This is a genomic window from Sphingobium sp. RAC03, from assembly GCF_001713415.1.
Taxonomy (GTDB): domain Bacteria; phylum Pseudomonadota; class Alphaproteobacteria; order Sphingomonadales; family Sphingomonadaceae; genus Sphingobium.
In genome coordinates this window covers 1284545-1300386 of sequence record NZ_CP016456.1, presented here as the reverse complement: position 1 = coordinate 1300386, position 15842 = coordinate 1284545, and the positions used below count along the sequence as shown (strand labels likewise).

The 15842-nt window shown below is 61.4% G+C and carries 17 protein-coding genes; 10 read left to right on the top strand and 7 right to left on the bottom strand.

From position 1 onward, the window contains the following. Positions 1 to 2: 2 nt before the first annotated feature. On the bottom strand, positions 3 to 284 hold the full coding sequence (locus BSY17_RS10820; protein ID WP_037472359.1) for an I78 family peptidase inhibitor: 282 nt from the start codon (positions 282 to 284) through the stop codon (positions 3 to 5). 117 nt (positions 285 to 401) lie between these two features. Continuing rightward, positions 402 to 1568: a ribonuclease D gene (gene rnd / locus BSY17_RS10815; RefSeq protein ID WP_069065523.1), complete on the bottom strand. Its 1167-nt coding sequence runs from the start codon at positions 1566 to 1568 to the stop codon at positions 402 to 404. A gap of 129 nt (positions 1569 to 1697) precedes the next feature. Between rnd and aspS the strand changes: the two genes are divergently transcribed. The 6 genes from aspS (at position 1698) to BSY17_RS10785 (ending at position 6668) form a co-directional block, all read left to right on the top strand. Further along, the gene (gene aspS, locus BSY17_RS10810; protein WP_069065522.1) at positions 1698 to 3482 is read left to right on the top strand and encodes an aspartate--tRNA ligase; all 1785 of its coding nucleotides are present in this window, start codon (positions 1698 to 1700) and stop codon (positions 3480 to 3482) included. A gap of 36 nt (positions 3483 to 3518) precedes the next feature. Beyond that, positions 3519 to 3881, top strand: coding sequence for a hypothetical protein (locus tag BSY17_RS10805; RefSeq protein ID WP_069065521.1), 363 nt, complete (start codon positions 3519 to 3521; stop codon positions 3879 to 3881). Further along, a complete protein-coding gene (locus tag BSY17_RS10800) occupies positions 3878 to 4261 on the top strand; it encodes a type II toxin-antitoxin system VapC family toxin (protein WP_069065520.1) in 384 nt (127 codons plus the stop codon). Before BSY17_RS10805 ends, BSY17_RS10800 begins: the two co-directional genes overlap by 4 nt. Position 4262: 1 nt before the next feature. Beyond that, positions 4263 to 5054, top strand: coding sequence for a polyphosphate kinase 2 family protein (locus tag BSY17_RS10795; protein WP_069065519.1), 792 nt, complete (start codon positions 4263 to 4265; stop codon positions 5052 to 5054). 82 nt (positions 5055 to 5136) lie between these two features. Next, positions 5137 to 6417, top strand: coding sequence for a methyl-accepting chemotaxis protein (locus tag BSY17_RS22090; RefSeq protein WP_069065518.1), 1281 nt, complete (start codon positions 5137 to 5139; stop codon positions 6415 to 6417). Between the two features lie 65 nt (positions 6418 to 6482). Then, the gene (locus BSY17_RS10785; protein ID WP_037473899.1) at positions 6483 to 6668 is read left to right on the top strand and encodes a hypothetical protein; all 186 of its coding nucleotides are present in this window, start codon (positions 6483 to 6485) and stop codon (positions 6666 to 6668) included. 44 nt (positions 6669 to 6712) lie between these two features. Here the strand turns inward: BSY17_RS10785 and BSY17_RS10780 are convergent, their stop codons facing one another. Then, on the bottom strand, positions 6713 to 7039 hold the full coding sequence (locus tag BSY17_RS10780; RefSeq protein WP_171899225.1) for a hypothetical protein: 327 nt from the start codon (positions 7037 to 7039) through the stop codon (positions 6713 to 6715). Positions 7040 to 7059: 20 nt separating this feature from the next. Beyond that, the gene (gene pip, locus BSY17_RS10775) at positions 7060 to 8001 is read right to left on the bottom strand and encodes a prolyl aminopeptidase (protein ID WP_069065517.1); all 942 of its coding nucleotides are present in this window, start codon (positions 7999 to 8001) and stop codon (positions 7060 to 7062) included. Between the two features lie 170 nt (positions 8002 to 8171). On the opposite strand from pip, the gene BSY17_RS10770 reads away from it, so the two are divergent. Together BSY17_RS10770 and BSY17_RS10765 are read left to right on the top strand one after the other, a co-directional pair. Further along, positions 8172 to 10952, top strand: coding sequence for a TonB-dependent receptor (locus tag BSY17_RS10770; protein ID WP_069066908.1), 2781 nt, complete (start codon positions 8172 to 8174; stop codon positions 10950 to 10952). A 75-nt stretch (positions 10953 to 11027) separates the two neighbouring features. Next, entirely contained in the window at positions 11028 to 11450 is a 423-nt protein-coding gene (locus BSY17_RS10765) for a response regulator (protein ID WP_069065516.1), read from the top strand. A gap of 36 nt (positions 11451 to 11486) precedes the next feature. Here the strand turns inward: BSY17_RS10765 and BSY17_RS21310 are convergent, their stop codons facing one another. Beyond that, entirely contained in the window at positions 11487 to 12506 is a 1020-nt protein-coding gene (locus tag BSY17_RS21310; RefSeq protein WP_150125778.1) for an alginate O-acetyltransferase AlgX-related protein, read from the bottom strand. An 81-nt stretch (positions 12507 to 12587) separates the two neighbouring features. Between BSY17_RS21310 and BSY17_RS10760 the strand changes: the two genes are divergently transcribed. Beyond that, positions 12588 to 12821 carry a hypothetical protein gene (locus tag BSY17_RS10760; protein WP_237236516.1) on the top strand — a complete coding sequence of 78 codons (234 nt, stop codon included), beginning with the start codon at positions 12588 to 12590 and terminating at the stop codon, positions 12819 to 12821. Between the two features lie 49 nt (positions 12822 to 12870). Here the strand turns inward: BSY17_RS10760 and BSY17_RS20930 are convergent, their stop codons facing one another. Together BSY17_RS20930 and BSY17_RS10755 are read right to left on the bottom strand one after the other, a co-directional pair. Further along, entirely contained in the window at positions 12871 to 13074 is a 204-nt protein-coding gene (locus BSY17_RS20930) for a hypothetical protein (RefSeq protein WP_083217107.1), read from the bottom strand. A gap of 117 nt (positions 13075 to 13191) precedes the next feature. After that, positions 13192 to 15702 (bottom strand): EAL domain-containing protein, encoded by a 2511-nt coding sequence (locus BSY17_RS10755; protein WP_443019525.1) that lies wholly within the window; start codon positions 15700 to 15702, stop codon positions 13192 to 13194. Between BSY17_RS10755 and BSY17_RS21900 the strand changes: the two genes are divergently transcribed. After that, positions 15638 to 15835, top strand: coding sequence for a hypothetical protein (locus tag BSY17_RS21900; RefSeq protein ID WP_237236512.1), 198 nt, complete (start codon positions 15638 to 15640; stop codon positions 15833 to 15835). The two genes, BSY17_RS10755 and BSY17_RS21900, sit on opposite strands and share 65 nt — an antisense overlap. The last annotated feature ends 7 nt before the right edge of the window (positions 15836 to 15842 follow it).

The window sequence follows — 15842 nt, the reverse complement described above, 5'->3', positions numbered from 1 at the left end:
CTTTACCCGCACCGCGCCGAGGTGATCAGCATCGCGTCGTCATAACTGACCGTCAGCCGATCCGGACGGAAGTCCATCGTCATCGCCATGCCGGGTCCGCCCCAGCGCAAAGTCTTGGCACCAGACGCTTGAAGCAGGGCGGTGCCGGTTTCGGCGCTGGCCTTCTGGCCCGTAAAGCGGGCGAGACTGTCGTGGTTGCAGGAGCCATCGGCCGTGACCGGCGGGGTGGTGGTGGCGCAGGCGGTCAGGACTAGCGCGGCGGTCAGCGACATGATGCGGTGCATGATGTTTTTCTCCTAACACATAATATCCGTTCGCCCTGAGCTTGTCGAAGGGCCTCACTTTTCTTTGAAGAGGAAGTGTGGGGCTTCGACAGGCTCAGGGCGAACGGAGGTAGGGAATTACTCCGTCCGCGTCATCTTCAAACGCCCACCCTTGACCGCAAAAGCCAGCCGGCCTTCGACCAAGTCCACCGCATCGCGGCCAAATTGTTCGTAGCGCCAGCCTTCCAGGATCGACAGGCCATCGCGCACGCCGGCCGCCAGCGCTTCGATATCATCGGACCGCGCCAGCAGGCGGGAGGCGACATTGATGTCGCGCGACCGGATCTTGAGCAGCAGTTTGAGCAGATCGGCAACCAGTGCGCCATCCTTGCCCAGCCCCGGACGGCGCGGTTCGCGGTCGGGCATCTCGTCCTTGCCGAGCGGCTGATGCTTGGCGATCGCACTCATCAACCGTGCGCCGATATCGTTGGTGCGCCAGGTGGCGGACAGGCCACGCACCTTGCCCAGATCTTCCTGCGTGCGCGGCGGATGGCTGGCGATGTCGGCCAGCGTCTCGTCCTTGACAATGCGGCCGCGCGGCAAATTCTTGTCCTGCGCCTCGATCTCGCGCCATGCAGCCAGCGCCTTCAACCGGCCCAGCACATCGGCCTTCTTGCTGGCGATACGGACGCGCTTCCACGCTTCTTCGGGCAGATTTTCATAGTTGGACGGATCGCTGATCCGCTCCATTTCCTGGTCGAGCCAGTCGCCGCGTCCGGTCTTCCGCAATTCTTCCAGCATCTTGGGGAATATCTGGATCAGGTAGGTGACGTCGCCGATCGCATAGTCGATCTGCCGCTTGTCGAGCGGACGGCGCGCCCAGTCGGTGAAACGCGCGCCCTTGTCGAGCTGCACGCCCATCCACGCTTCGACCAGATTGCCATAACCAATCTGTTCGCCAAGGCCGAGCGCCATCGCCGCGATCTGGGTATCGAACATCGGGTGCGGCGTCTTGCCGGTCAGATTATGGACGATCTCAATATCCTGTCCGCCCGCATGAAAGACCTTCAGCACATCCTCATTCTCGCACATCAGGTCGAGCAGGGGTTTAAGGTCGATGCCCGGCGCCATCGGGTCGATCGCCGCGGCCTCATGCGGGTCGGCGACCTGCACCAGGCAGAGTTCGGGCCAATAGCTATTTTCGCGCATGAATTCGGTATCGACCGCGATATAGGGGGATTTTGCGATACGGGCACAAAATGCGGCCAAGGTCTTGCTGTCGGTAATCAGCGGATGAATTTGCATATAGTCTTCGATCTTATTATGGGCAGGCCCGCTCCCTGGCGGGCTCGTCGCTAGTCGACGTTCCAGCCCATAACCCGGCTGCAACACTTTGTCATTTCCGTAAAACGAAGCTGAAAGAACCCAAACGCCATGCACGCCTATCGCACCCACACTTGCGGCGCCCTTCGTGAAGCCGATGTCGGCGCGACCGTCCGCCTGTCCGGCTGGGTCCATCGCAAGCGCGACCATGGCGGCGTGTTGTTCATCGACCTGCGCGACCATTACGGCATCAGCCAGGTGGTGGCGAAGGCCGACAGCGAAGCATTGCGGGTGCTGGAAGGGCTGCGGCTCGAATCGGTCGTGACCATCGACGGCACGGTCGTCGCGCGCGGTCCCGAAGCGACCAATCCGAAGATGGAAACCGGCGCGATCGAAATCGTCGCCGACAGCGTGACCGTGTTGTCCACCGCCGCCGAACTGCCGCTGCCGGTGGCGGGTGAGCAGGATTATCCCGAAGATATCCGCCTGCGCTACCGCTTCCTCGACCTGCGGCGTGAAACGCTGCACGGTAACATCGTCAAGCGCACGAAGATCATTTCCGACATGCGCCGCCGCATGGAAGATGCAGGCTTCACCGAATATTCGACGCCGATCCTGACCGCGTCCAGCCCCGAAGGCGCGCGCGACTTTTTGGTGCCCAGCCGCATTCATGCGGGCAAATTCTACGCCCTGCCGCAGGCGCCGCAGCAATATAAGCAGCTGTTGATGGTCGCGGGCTTCGACCGCTATTTCCAGATCGCCCCCTGCTTCCGCGACGAAGACCCGCGCGCCGATCGGCTGCCCGGCGAATTCTACCAGCTCGATCTCGAAATGAGCTTCGTCACGCAGGAAGAAGTGTGGGACACGATGGAGCCGGTGATCGCCCAGATCTTCGAGAAGTTCGCCGACGGCAAGCCGGTGACGCCCGCAGGCAGCTTCCGCCGTATTCCCCATGCCGAGGCGCTGCTGAAATATGGCAGCGACAAGCCGGACCTCCGCAACCCGATCGAAATTACCGATGTGACCGAGCATTTCGTGGGTTCGGGCTTCGGCATCTTCGCCAGCCTAGTCGACAGCGGCAGCGTCATTCGCGCGATCCCGGCACCGGGCGCGGGCGCAGGCAGCCGCAAATTCTTCGACGAAATGAATAATTGGGCGCGCGGCGAAGGCTATTCGGGCCTTGGCTATATCAACATCAAGGATGGCATCCCCGGTGGCCCGATCGCCAAAAACCATGGCGAGGAAGCGACTGCGAAGCTGATCGCGGCGCTGGGTCTCGGCGCGAACGATGGCGTGTTCTTTGCCGCTGGCAAGGAATCGCAGGCGGCCAAGCTGGCGGGCCTCGCCCGGACCCGCGTGGGCGAAACGCTCGACCTCATCGACAAGGACCGGTTCGACCTGTGCTGGATCGTGGACTTCCCCTTCTACGAATATGATGAGGACACAAAGTCGGTCGATTTCGCGCACAACCCCTTCTCCATGCCGCAGGGTGGCCTCGACGCGCTCAACAATCAGGATCCGCTGACGATCAACGCCTATCAGTACGACATGGTCTGCAACGGGTTCGAAATCGCATCGGGGTCGATCCGCAACCAGTCGCCGGAGTTGATGGTCAAGGCGTTCGAGCTGGTCGGCCTGTCGCAGCAGGATGTCGAGGAGCGCTTCGGCGGCCTCTATCGCGCGTTCCAATATGGCGCGCCGCCGCATGGTGGCATGGCCGCTGGCGTCGATCGCATCGTGATGCTGCTGTGCGGCGCGCAGAATTTGCGCGAAATCACGCTGTTCCCGATGAACCAGCGCGCCGAAGACCTGCTGATGGGCGCGCCCAGCGCTGCCGAGTTCAAGCAGTTGCGCGAACTCCATGTCCGCGTGGTGGAGCCGCAGGCCAAGGGCTGATTGCACCTCCTGTGATACTGTGATACTGCGTTACCCATGAAGAATGTCACCATCGCTCTGGATGACGAAACCCACCGCAAGGCGCGTATCCGTGCGGCGGAACTCGGCACGTCGCTATCAGCGCTGGTGAAGAATTATCTCGCCAGCCTGGGCGACATGGGCGAATTGCAGGAGGTGCGGGACATGCCGATGGCATATGGGGCGCCGCCAGCGCAGGTCGTTCAGCCGGACGGCCCACCTTGGCTGGTCGATGGCAAATGGGTCTACACACGCGATGGCAAGCCGCGCCAGCCGGGTGCCTTGCGGGGCATGTGGATCGCTGATGATTTCGAGGAATGGCCAGCCGATATATGGGAATCGTTTGAACGTTGGGATCATGATGATCCGACGCCCGAATGAAGCTGCTGCTCGACACGCATGTGGTGCTGTGGTGGCTGCGAGACGATCCTAGGCTGGGGCCTCGCAGTCGCGCCATGATCGCTGGCGGGAACAACGAAATCCTCGTTAGCATAGCCACGCCTTGGGAAGTCGCGATCAAATATCGGATCGGTAAACTCGACGAGTCCAGTATGGCGGTGCTTGATGCCATTGGCAGTGCCGGAATGTCGGTGATCGATATTCGCCGACCGCATCTTGAAGCGCTGGAAAAGCTGCCCAAAGGGCACGGCGATCCCTTCGACCATCTCATTCTGGCGCAAGCTGGCGCAGAAGCTGCTACGCTGATGACAGGTGATCGCCAGATGGCGGCTTATGGCATACCCTGCATTGGAATTAGCTAAGATGACCATCGACCTTGCGAACTATGAATCCGCACCGAAATTTGATGGCGATTATGATGCGACCCTCGCCGCCTTGCAGGAGCGGCTAGCCAAGATTCAGGTCGCGCACATCCTGCACAAGCGGCGCAGTGTCATCCTGCTGGAGGGCTGGGACGCGGCGGGCAAGGGCGGGATCATCAAGCGGATGTCCGCCGATTGGGATCCGCGCTTCTATCAGGTCCATCCCATCGCCGCGCCCAATGAAGTCGAGCGCGACCATCATTTCCTCTGGCGTTTCTGGACCCGGCTGCCCGCCAGCGGCAATATCGCGATCTTCGACCGCAGCTGGTATGGCCGGGTGCTGGTCGAACGGGTCGAGGGTTTCGCCAAGAAGGCCGACTGGAAGCGCGGTTATGACGAGATCAACGCCTTCGAAAGGCAGCAGATCGACGCGGGCATGAACATGGTCAAATTGTTCGTCCACATCACCCAGGAAACGCAGGACGAACAATTGGCGCAGCGGCTCGATACGCCGTGGAAGCGCTGGAAGACCGGGACCGACGATTATCGCAATCGCGCGCGCCGGGACGATTATCTCGACGCGATGCACGCGATGTTCAAGAAGACCGATACCAAACATGCCCCGTGGCACGTCATCGACAATAATCATCGCAAGACCGGGCGGATCGCGGCGCTGACCTATGTCGCCGAGCGGCTGGAACAGCTGGTGCCGATGGATTTTCCGGCGGCGGACCCGGCCGTGGTGAAATTGGCGGAACAGGCCTTTGGCTATGTTCCTGGAAAGTCGCAGTAAAATAGTGCAAATACAAGGGCTTGTAACATTATTGTCATAAATTCCTAACGGCCTGTTTACCAATGAACGCTAACGCACACCCATGCTTGCTGCGCGTCTTTCCCTGTCCGATACCAGCCCCGTCATAAGGCTGGGCCGTCCGCTCAGCGAGGCGGTCGATTGTTTTCAGGATGATTCCGGGCTGCGGCTGCTGCCGGTGCTGGATGAGGCCGACCGGCCGGCCGGTGCGATCTACGAACGCGACATGCGGCGCATCCTGTTCAACCCCTTTGGCCATGCGCTGCTGCGCAATCCCAGCTTCGGCGGACGGCTGGACGATCATGTCCGGCCTTGTGCCACGGTCGAGCGCAGCGCGGCCGTCGAGCAGTTGGTCGATCTCTACGCCGCGCAGGGGGCTGGGTGCGAGGGGCTGATCCTGGTCGAGCGCGGGCGCTATGCCGGTGTGCTGGGCGGCCCGCTGCTGTTGCGCCTGACGGCCGAGCGCGACGCGCGGACGGCCCTGGCCCGCACCGAACGCGCGGAGCGGATCACGCGGGAAAGTACGGACTTCCGCGCCGATATCGGCGCGCTGATCGCGGACATGGTGGCGATGGCGGAGCAATTGTCGGTCCTGGCGGGACAAGTGTCGGATCGGGCGACCGGCGACCGCACCGATTCGGCGGCGATGGCGGTGGCGGCAGTGCAGACTGCCGACCGGCTGGCGGCGCTACAGAGCGGTGGCGCGGAACTCGGCCACTTATTCGCGGCGATGGAGGCCGAAGCGCGCGATGCGGGCGCGGCCATGCGCGAGGCGGCCGCGCGGAGCCGGTCGGGCCTGGCACAAAGCGCGGCACTACGTGACGAAGCCGACGGGATTGGCGAGGTTGCCGCGCTGATCGATGCCATTGCCGGCGCGACGGCGATGCTGGCGCTCAACGCAGGCATAGAGGCGGCGCGCGCGGGCGAGGCGGGGCAGGGCTTCGCCGTGGTCGCGCGCGAGGTCAAATCGCTCGCCGCGCAGACGCGCGCGGCAGCGGCGGGCATTGGCGAACGGATCGACCATATCCGCGCGGCCGTGGGCGATGTCGCTGCGGGCCACATGACGATCGACGATGCCATGACACGCGCCGACCGGCTGTCGACCGCCTTGTTCGATGCGATGGCGCGGCAGGGCGCGTTCACGCGCACGATCGCCGACAGCGTCGCTGAAGCCGGATCATCGAGTGACCATATCCGCGCGGGCGCGCAAGCGATCAGCGACAATGCGCTGGCCACGGCGCACGGCGCGCAGGAAATGCGCGCGGTAGCCCGGCGATTGGCGGACGAAGCGCACCGGCTGGAGGCGCGCGCTGGCGGTTTCATCGCTGAAATCCGCGCCGCCTGATAAAGCCACTGGCGCGCCGCGAAAATCGCGATAGGCTGTGCTTCCATAAAAAAGGAGAGGAAGCCATGCTCGTCATGTTCGTGGGGACGGACCGCACCGAAACTGCCGTCAACGCCACTCAGGTCACCTTCGTCTCATCCGTCAACGACGGCACCCGCATCCGCTTCGGCGAAGGCCGCAGCGTGACCGTGACCGAACCCATCGCCGAAGTGCTCGAAAGCCTCAACCGATCGCTGCGCCCGCACGAATAGGGACTACTTTAGGGGCGTCTGCCGGGCGCGGTGCCTGACGTCCCTCAATCCCGGCGGCTGGTCACGCGGCCGGTGCCGTCGCTGGTGATTTCGATCAGATGGGCGGTGTCATTGTCGCATCGCGCTTTCCAGCCCATCACGCCCTTGCGCACTTCGGTTCGAACCGACTCGCTCACCACCGGGCACGCCGCGCCCGACGCCCGGATCGCGCGCTCCAACACGCCGTTGCGCTGGGCGTCGTCCAACTGCGCGACTTGCGCCGCAGCCCCTGTGTCCAGCGCGGCCTGATTGTTCGCGGCAGCCGTCGGCGCGTCATCGCCACCACAAGCGGCGAGGCTCAAACCGGCCACCATCATGATCATCGTCCGCATGCCACTCTCTCCCATGTCGTTCAGTCCGCAAAACCATCGGTCGCGCGGATCAGTGCGTCCAATATGCCCGGTTCATTATATGCATGGCCTGCGCCTTCGATCATGTCGAAGCGCGCCTGCGGCCAGGCCCGGTGCAATGCCCAGGCGGTTTCGGCCGGGCAGGCCATGTCGTAGCGCCCCTGCACGATGACGCCGGGGATGCCCGCCAACTTGCCTGCGTCGCGCAGCAACTGGCCATCGTCCATCCAGCCGCCATGGACGAAATAATGATTTTCGATACGGGCAAAGGCTAGCGCGAAATCGTCCGCGTCATGCGCCGCTGAGAGCGCGGGGTCGGGCAACAGGCGGATCGTCTCGCCCTCCCACACGCTCCACGCGCGGGCGGCGGCGATCTGCGCGGCGCGATCCGGTCCGGTCAGGCGGCGATGATAGGCGTGGAGCAGGTCGCCCCGCTCCTCCACCGGGATGGGGGCCACGAAGCGCTCCCATTTGTCGGGATAGATGCGGCTTGCACCATGCTGATAATACCAGTCGATCTCGCTGCGCCGGATGGTGAAAATGCCGCGCAGGATGAGTTCGGACACGCGCTCCCCATGCGCCTGTGCATAGGCGAGCGCCAGCGTCGATCCCCAGCTTCCGCCGAACACCAGCCATTGATCGACGCCCATCATCGCGCGCAGCCGCTCGATATCGGCGACCAGATGCCAGGTGGTGTTGGCATTGAGGTCCGCATGCGGTGTCGATCGGCCGCATCCCCGCTGGTCGAACAACAACACATCATAGCGCGCCGGATCAAACAGGCGGCGATGGTCGGGCGCAATGCCGCCACCCGGCCCGCCATGCAGGAAGACGGCCGACTTCGCGCCGGGGGTGCCTACCCGTTCCCAATAGACAAGGTGGCCGTCGCCGACGTCGAGATGACCGGAGGCGAAGGGGGTGATCGGGGGATAGAGTGCGCGCATGGCGTTGCTTCTAGCAGCCCCGGCCTGGCTTCGCCATGTTCCACCTCGGCCAGCCCCGGTTCAGCCGCGCCATTACATGTTGCGACAAATTCGTCTGTCGGTTGCCAGAGTTCTGCGACAAGTGGCGGCTAATCGTTCATCAGCATCCGGTCTGATTTTTGGGGGTTTTCGTGCGGTTTTCCACGTCCATATTGCTTGTTCCGTTCCTGCTGGGGACAGCGCCTGCCGCGCTGATGGCGCAGGAGGTGCCCGTCGGCGTGCCACCCGCCCAGATGGAGGACATAGAGGGCGAAGAGATAATCGTTACCGGCCAGGCCCCACGCGGATCGGTGATCGGCAATATCGAACCGGAACAGACCCTATCGGCTACCGATGTCCGCGCGCTGGGCGTTACGTCCATTTCCGAAATGATCAGCGAATTGTCGCCGCAGACCAATGGTTCGCCGGTGATTCTGCTCAATGGCAAGCGGATATCGAGCTTCTCGGAAATTCAGGACATTCCCTCCGAAGCGGTAGCGCGGGTCGAAATCCTGCCCGAACAGGTCGCGCTCTCCTATGGCTATGCGCCGACGCAGAAGGTCGTCAATGTCGTGCTGCGCGAGCGGTTCCGCGCCGAAACCACCGAAGCGCGCGCGGGCGTGACGACGCAGGGCGGGCGGGAGAATGGCCAGGTCGAAGCCGGGATGCTGCGCATTCAGGGCGACAATCGCTTCACCCTGAACCTCAAATATAGCCGCGCCGCCGCCTTGCTGGAAAATGAGCGCGGCATCCTTCCGACCGCGCCGGGCCGTCCCTATTCGCTTGGCGGCAACATCACCGCGCCAATTATGGGCGATGCCATCGACCCGGCGCTTTCGGCTCTGGCGGGGCAGAGCGTGACCGTGGCGAGCGTCCCCGGCAGCGCCGCGTCCGGTGCCCCCAGCCTCAATGATTTCGTCGCAGGCGCGAACGTCACCGGCGTCAGCGACCTGACGCGCTATCGCAGCCTGAGCCCGGAAACGGAGAATTTCTCGGTCAACGCGACCTTGGCCCGCGCGCTGGGCGGCGTGACCGCCACGCTCAATGGACGACTGGAGCTGTCGGATAATGATTCGTTGCAGGGCCTGTCGGCCAACGCGCTGACGCTGCCGGGCGGCAGCCCCTTCTCTCCCTTCGCAGGCGATACGACGCTCTATCGCTATCTGGCACAGGCAGGCGCACTGGAGCAGCAGATACGTGGCACCACGGGGCATATCGGGCTGACGCTGAACGGTCAGTTGGGGCGCAGTTGGCAATGGTCCTTCACCGGCAATGGTGACCTGTCGATCACCCGCACCCGCACCGACCGTGGGGTGGATAGCGGTGCGATCCAGGCCGCGCTCGATGCGGGTGATGCCAGCGTCAATCCCTATGGCAGTTTCACCCCCGACCTGATCGCCACGCGCCTGTCCGACCGGGCGCGGGCGAAAAGCCAGGCCTTGCAGAGCGATCTTTTGCTGAGCGGTACTTTGTTCGACCTGCCCGCTGGCGACGTGACCAGCTCGATCAGGATCGGTGCATCCGCCAATGGCTTTGACAGCCGGTCGACCCGGTCGGGCGTCGAGAGCGAAACCCGCTATAGCCGCGAGATCGGTAGCGGCCAGTTGAGCCTGGACCTGCCGATCACCAGCCGATCGAGGGATGTGCTGGGCGCCGTCGGCGACATCAGCATCAATCTGAACGCGGCCGCGCAGCATTATTCGGATTTCGGGACGCTTTCCACATTGGGCTATGGCCTGCGCTGGGAACCGGTAAAGGCGGTGCAGATACTGGCCTCGGCCAATCAGGATCGTGCCGCTCCTACCGGCGCGCAAATCACCGACCCGCTGATCGCCACACCCAATGTCTCGGTATTCGACTACGCAACCGGGCAGAGCGTGTTCGTCACGCAATTGTCGGGCGGCAGCGCGGCGCTGCGCGCGAGCGTGCGCGACCAGTTCCGCCTGTCAGCCAGGGTCAAGCCGTTCGAAAAGCCCAATCTGACGCTGACCGCCACCTATCTCAACAGCCGGACCAGCAATCCGATCGCGGCCTTCCCTACGCCGACACCGGCGCTGGAAGCGGCCTTCCCGCAACGCTTCCTGCGCGACGCGGACGGCAGCCTGCTGCAGATCGACGCCCGGCCGCTCAACTTCCTCCGTTCGCAGAGCGAGCAACTGCGCTGGGGCTTCGACCTGTCGATCCCGATCAAGTCGCATATCCAGAAGCTGATGGAAGCGTGGCGCGCATCGGGCGGCAAGCCCGAAGACCGGCCACCCGAATTGGCGGCTTTGTTCGGCAATCGGCCACAGCGCGCGCCGGGGCAAGAGGGTGCCGACCGGCCGCGCGGTGAAAGAGGCGCTGGCCCTGGCGGTGGTCGCCCGTCCGGCCCACGCGGCGGCGGCTTTGGTGGTGGACGCGGCGGCGGACAGGGCGGCGGGCGGATAAGCTTCAGCCTTTATCACACCTGGCACCTGACCGAGAGCATCGACATCGCGCCCGGCGTGCCGCAACTCGACCTGCTGAACGGCGACGCTACCGGATCGGCGGGCGGTCAGCCACGGCATGAAATCGACGCGCGGATCGGCTATACGAATAATGGCATCGGCGCACGGCTGGGCATCGATTGGGAAAGCGGCACCCATGTCGATGGCGCGCTTGGTGGAGGATCGCGGCTGAACTTCGGCAGCCTCGCTACCGCAAACCTGCGTATCTTCGCTAATCTGGGGCAAATGCCGATGCTGGTGAAGGATATGCCGTTCCTGCGCGGGGCACGGGTGTCGATCGGCATCGACAATATCTTCAACCAGCGCCGCGAGGTCACCGATGCCACGGGCATGACCCCGCTGCGGTATCAGCCCGGCTATCTCGACCCGCTGGGCCGCACCGTGTCGATCAGCATCCGCAAGCTATTTTCTCCCAATTTTGGCGGCGGGAACAGGCCGCGTAGTTAAATTCCTGTTAGCCACGCCTAAAGCCCGTCGTTGCCCTGCCGTTATGACAGCTATCAAAGGTTCGGGAGACGACAGATGAAGCCGATCAGGATTGTGGTTGTCGACGATTCGCTCACCATCAGGGCGATGATCGAGACGTTGCTGGAGCGCGACCGCCGGGTTCAGGTGGTCGGGATCGCCCGCAATGGCGAGGAAGCGATCGACATGATCCGGCTGGAAAAGCCCGATGTCGTGACCCTCGACATCGCTATGCCCGGCAAGGATGGCATGGCGATATTGGACGAGATCATGGACATGGACCCATGCCCGGTCATCATGCTGTCCAGCCTGATGCGCGAAGGCGCACCGATCGTCGCTGAAGCGATGGACCGGGGCGCCGCCGCCTGCTTCAACAAGGCGATGATCGTGCGCGAAGCCACGCGCTTTATCACTCTGATCAAGGCGGTAGCGCACGGTCTGGTGGAGATGGATGCGGAGCCAGTCGCGATTGCGGCTTGAGCTATATCGAATTTTCAAATCGTAAACGCCGCATGATCAATTGTTCACAGACTGCGGTAGTTTATTCTCATCTATTTCTGAAATGCTCGCAGCCCATTCGCTATATTTATGAGGATACGCGCGAAAAGATAGTTGTGCTGTTAATGCATTTACGAATTCTTCCGACGGTGTATAATTCTCACGACCGTATCCAGTCATAAATACGCTTGATGCTGTGATATCGTTGGCAACGCTGGAAAGATATCTCTCTGCATTAGACGTTATTATTTCTGTTGGGCCGAACAAATCGATCAGTTCTGGCTGAAATACATCGCTCCGTACATATAATATGTCTTGGTAAAATGTCGACAATGCGGGAATACAATCTTTCAGAAAACTATCTCCAAGAGCAAGAAGGCGCCGATCTGACTCGGCCTTTCTGTTGAGAGAAATGACTATATTGTCGATGTTTCCTGGCAAAAATGGACGATTGTCGAAAAATTTAAAGCTATCATCAGCGACCGCAAAGTGTTTTTCCGACATTCTTATACGTAAATCTGCCATGTTGGATAGGTCACCGGGCCGGGAACACTCAGACATCTCCATATGATCAATAGGATCATGGACGTGACCCAAGGCTTGTAATATCCCGCGCGCGACAACAATATTTCCGAATGCCGTCATATGTGTATCATGCTTACAAAAGACTTGATCTACATTCTTTGAGGCAAGCAGGGCATCCCGCGCATAAAAGATATTATTGTTGCCAGAAATCTTTAATGGCTCAGCATAATGTCTATCGAATAAGCTGACTACTTGATCAGCGATTGCATCCGGCAAAAATTCTACCATCACCACCGGCTTTGATGGGAAGGTGACGTGAGCGTAAGCTATGCTCCGGTCAGCGCAAAATTTGTTCCTCGCAAGGAGGTTAGAGACGAAATTCTCTATCGAATTTCCAACGGGATCTCGTTTGCCGGTGAGAAAGTCGAATTGTCTTTGCCCGCCCTGCCAGAGAAATAACCAATCGTCTTTGCCAAAGAGTACATTGTTAACAACTTCCCCAACACCGCTCATCGAAGCAAACCTTAACTCGCATAACGTGTCGCATCATATGATGCATGAGCGAGCTATAGAGCATATCATGAATACGACAATGTGCAGTGGGACCGTCTCCCGCCGGACGATTTCGAACAATTGCCGCTGTGTAAAATGGTATCTGGCTTCGTGCGCGAAGGCGCGCCGATCGTCGCTGAAGCGATGGACCGGGGCGCCGCCGCCTGCTTCAACAAAGCGATGATCGTGCGCGAAGTCACGCGCTTCGTCACTCTGATCAAGGCGGTGGCGCATGGATGCGGAGCCAGTCGCGATTGCGGCCTGAACGCAATATAAAGGGGGAAGAGGCCAATGGCTTCTTCCCCCTTTTTTTATGCGTCACGCATCAGCGCGCGGATGGTTTGGAACTGGCGAGTGCCATGGCGTTGGCGGCACCGCTGGCGGGCTGTACCGGCCCGTCTTTCCCCGAAATATAATAAGCGCTCAAAGTGGCGACGCCCAAGACGATCACCAATCCCAATATGGCGCGATTGCCTCTGCCCGACCTTTGTCCAGAGTTGGTCCGACCGTCATCATCACCTTTGCGCATATCTTATTCTCCATCGGGTGTATCCGTGAGGCATAATCACTACCGAACCCCGGTGTTCCTGCGCAAAATGGTGATATTTTGTTGCTGAACCAGTCCCTTAGTTACTCAATAAGCAGATCAGGACGCGAGCGCTTTAGGCGCATTACGCAAGGCACTCAGATCGATCATACCGGCAAATTCTACGCCCATTCGGTCGCCCTTCGACCATTTGGCGGTGGCATTGACCGATTGGCCTTCTGCCAACTCGATGGCGAACAAAGTGCCGGATGGCACATTCCATAGCCCTTCGATCAGCGCGCCAGTGGCCGAGATGTTGCGGACCCGACCCGTGTAGACATGGCCTTGGTGGTGAATGGCCACGGTTCGCAACATGGTCTTGCGACTGGGCCGACTGGATTTGAAGCCGTCCATCGCCACGTTGGCTCCATGCGTGTCGTGGCTTGCCATGACATCGGCGAAGGGCATGGGGCGGCCATAGATATAGCCTTGAACATGGCTACACCCCAATTGCCGGATCAGCGCAAGTTCGTCTTGCGTTTCCGCGCCTTCAGCGGTCGTATCCATCCCCAGCGCCTCCGCCAGGCTGACGATCGCCTTGATGATGGCGCTGTTGCGGCTGCCCTTGATGGCCGCGCCCCGCACGAAACTCTGGTCAATCTTGATCTTGTCGAACGGCGCCTTCTTCAGATAGCCGAGCGAGGAATAGCCCGTCCCGAAATCATCCAGCGCCAATCTTACACCCAATGCCTTCAATCGCGCGAACATGGCGTCGGTGCCATCATCGTCGTTCAAGAAGACGTTTTCGGTGATTTCAAGTTCGAGGCGTTCGGGAGCCAGTTGCGACGCGGCGAGCGCATTCATGACCGTGGACGGAAAGCCGATATTGGCAAATTGCGTCGGCGAGACATTGACTGCAACGCGAATGCCATCGTCCCATTGCGCTGCGTCTCGACAGGCGGTGTGTATGACCCATTCGCCGATCTGACTGATCATCCCGCTATCTTCGGCGATGGGAATGAACAAGGCGGGCGAAATCGGCCCCCGCACGGGATGAGTCCAGCGCAACAGCGCTTCATATCCAGTGATCTGATCTGTCCGCAATGACACGACGGGTTGATAGGCCAGATGCAGGCCATCGCTGGCCAGCGCATGGCGAAGATCCTGTTCCAGGCGACGGCGATCTTCGGCGTCGGCATGCATTTCCGACGAATAGAAGCGATGCCTGCCCCGGCCGTCACCCTTCGCCGCATAGAGCGCAAGGTCGGCGTTGCGAATAAGCGCGTCGGCCGTGGCCCCATCCTGGGGCGCACAGGATATGCCGATGGATACGCCGATGACGACGGCATTGCCTTCGATCGAATAGGGCTGGGCCACCGCGTTGATGATGGTCTGGGCCAGAAGGGCCAATGCATCCCGGTCATGATGTCCAGGCAGCAATATCTTGAACTCGTCGCCACCCTGACGCCCGACCAACCCCTTGTCGCCGACGGTGCGTTTAAGTCGCTGGCTGACCTGGCGCAGCAGCGCGTCTCCTGCGGGATGGCCCAGCGTGTCATTGACCAGCTTGAACCGATCAAGGTCCAGCATCATCAACGCGCAATCGCCCGGTCGGCCCGGCCGCTCCGTGACCGCCTGCTCCAAGGAACTGAGCATCTGGATACGATTGGCAAGGCCGGTGAGGGAATCGAACTGGGCAAGGCGCGTCACTTCGGCCTGACTGCGGCGCATTTCGGTCAGATCCGTGCCGCTGCCGCGAAAGCCATGAAATTGCCCATATTCGTTGAACACCGGCTGGCCGGAGATCGACCACCATCGCTCTTCCTTCGCCATCGCCGCGCAGACCGAGAGGTCGGAAAAGCCAGTCCGCGCCGACAGATGAAAGCCCAGTGTGCGCTCCCCGTCGCCTTGCTGCCTGTCGCCCGGCCGGATGATTTCCGTCATCGGGCGGCCGATCAGCGCGCCTTCGCGCGCATCAAGCGTTTGCGCCAGCGTATCGGATATGTAGGTCAGGCATCCGTGTCGGTCGGTTTCCCAGAACCAGCCCCGCCCGGTGCGCTCATGCTCCCACAATAGTCGGTCGGAACGCTGCGCGCGCAAATCCTGTCGATGCCGTTCGATGGCGCAGTCCCGATCAACCGTGGCTTGCCGCACCGTCGCAACAGCCATCACGATCACGCAACACAACAACATGCCGATGTGCGTGACACCGGCATTGTCCGTCACGGCCACCAGCAAAAGGCCGAGAAAATAGCCGATCCCCAACAGACGCCTGTCGCCGAAAATGCAGACAGACAATAGAGCGACGGCCAATTCGGGGACTGCCAAAAGAAAAGCAGGTGCCGACGCCGCTGCGGGTGCCTGCCCCAGCCAGAGGCTGAAGCAGAGCCCCGACAAAAACACCATCGGCAACATCAGCCGATTCTGGATATGGGGCTTGACTGCTTGAAACGACGCCTGGCGCGGGGCGATCATCAAGACGCCGTCCACCAGCAACATGATAGCGAGGACTACGGCCTGCTCCCGGTCCCCGGCGCGATAGAAGGGGATATGCAGGAGGCTGACGATGCAGATCTTCGCCAGCAGGATCAACGGCCACAAGCGCGCGATCGGCGCGAACGCTCCCGAAATCCAGGATGCAGAAACCTCGGTTCCGCTTTCCGTCAGGCCCAGTGCGACCATCAAGGTCATCGGCCGCGAAGACGGATCGGACAAGGAAGCGCGCAATGGATTCATGCGCCCGACAATAGCGCCAAGTCGTTGACAGAGGC

Coding starts and splice junctions, on each gene's coding strand:
- BSY17_RS10820 (WP_037472359.1), bottom strand. CDS start 284: ATGCACCGCATCATGTCGCTGACCGCCGCGCTAGTCCTGACCGCCTGC.
- rnd (WP_069065523.1), bottom strand. CDS start 1,568: ATGCAAATTCATCCGCTGATTACCGACAGCAAGACCTTGGCCGCATTT.
- aspS (WP_069065522.1), top strand. CDS start 1,698: ATGCACGCCTATCGCACCCACACTTGCGGCGCCCTTCGTGAAGCCGAT.
- BSY17_RS10805 (WP_069065521.1), top strand. CDS start 3,519: ATGAAGAATGTCACCATCGCTCTGGATGACGAAACCCACCGCAAGGCG.
- BSY17_RS10800 (WP_069065520.1), top strand. CDS start 3,878: ATGAAGCTGCTGCTCGACACGCATGTGGTGCTGTGGTGGCTGCGAGAC.
- BSY17_RS10795 (WP_069065519.1), top strand. CDS start 4,263: ATGACCATCGACCTTGCGAACTATGAATCCGCACCGAAATTTGATGGC.
- BSY17_RS22090 (WP_069065518.1), top strand. CDS start 5,137: ATGCTTGCTGCGCGTCTTTCCCTGTCCGATACCAGCCCCGTCATAAGG.
- BSY17_RS10785 (WP_037473899.1), top strand. CDS start 6,483: ATGCTCGTCATGTTCGTGGGGACGGACCGCACCGAAACTGCCGTCAAC.
- BSY17_RS10780 (WP_171899225.1), bottom strand. CDS start 7,039: ATGCGGACGATGATCATGATGGTGGCCGGTTTGAGCCTCGCCGCTTGT.
- pip (WP_069065517.1), bottom strand. CDS start 8,001: ATGCGCGCACTCTATCCCCCGATCACCCCCTTCGCCTCCGGTCATCTC.
- BSY17_RS10765 (WP_069065516.1), top strand. CDS start 11,028: ATGAAGCCGATCAGGATTGTGGTTGTCGACGATTCGCTCACCATCAGG.
- BSY17_RS21310 (WP_150125778.1), bottom strand. CDS start 12,506: ATGAGCGGTGTTGGGGAAGTTGTTAACAATGTACTCTTTGGCAAAGAC.
- BSY17_RS20930 (WP_083217107.1), bottom strand. CDS start 13,074: ATGCGCAAAGGTGATGATGACGGTCGGACCAACTCTGGACAAAGGTCG.
- BSY17_RS21900 (WP_237236512.1), top strand. CDS start 15,638: ATGCAGATCTTCGCCAGCAGGATCAACGGCCACAAGCGCGCGATCGGC.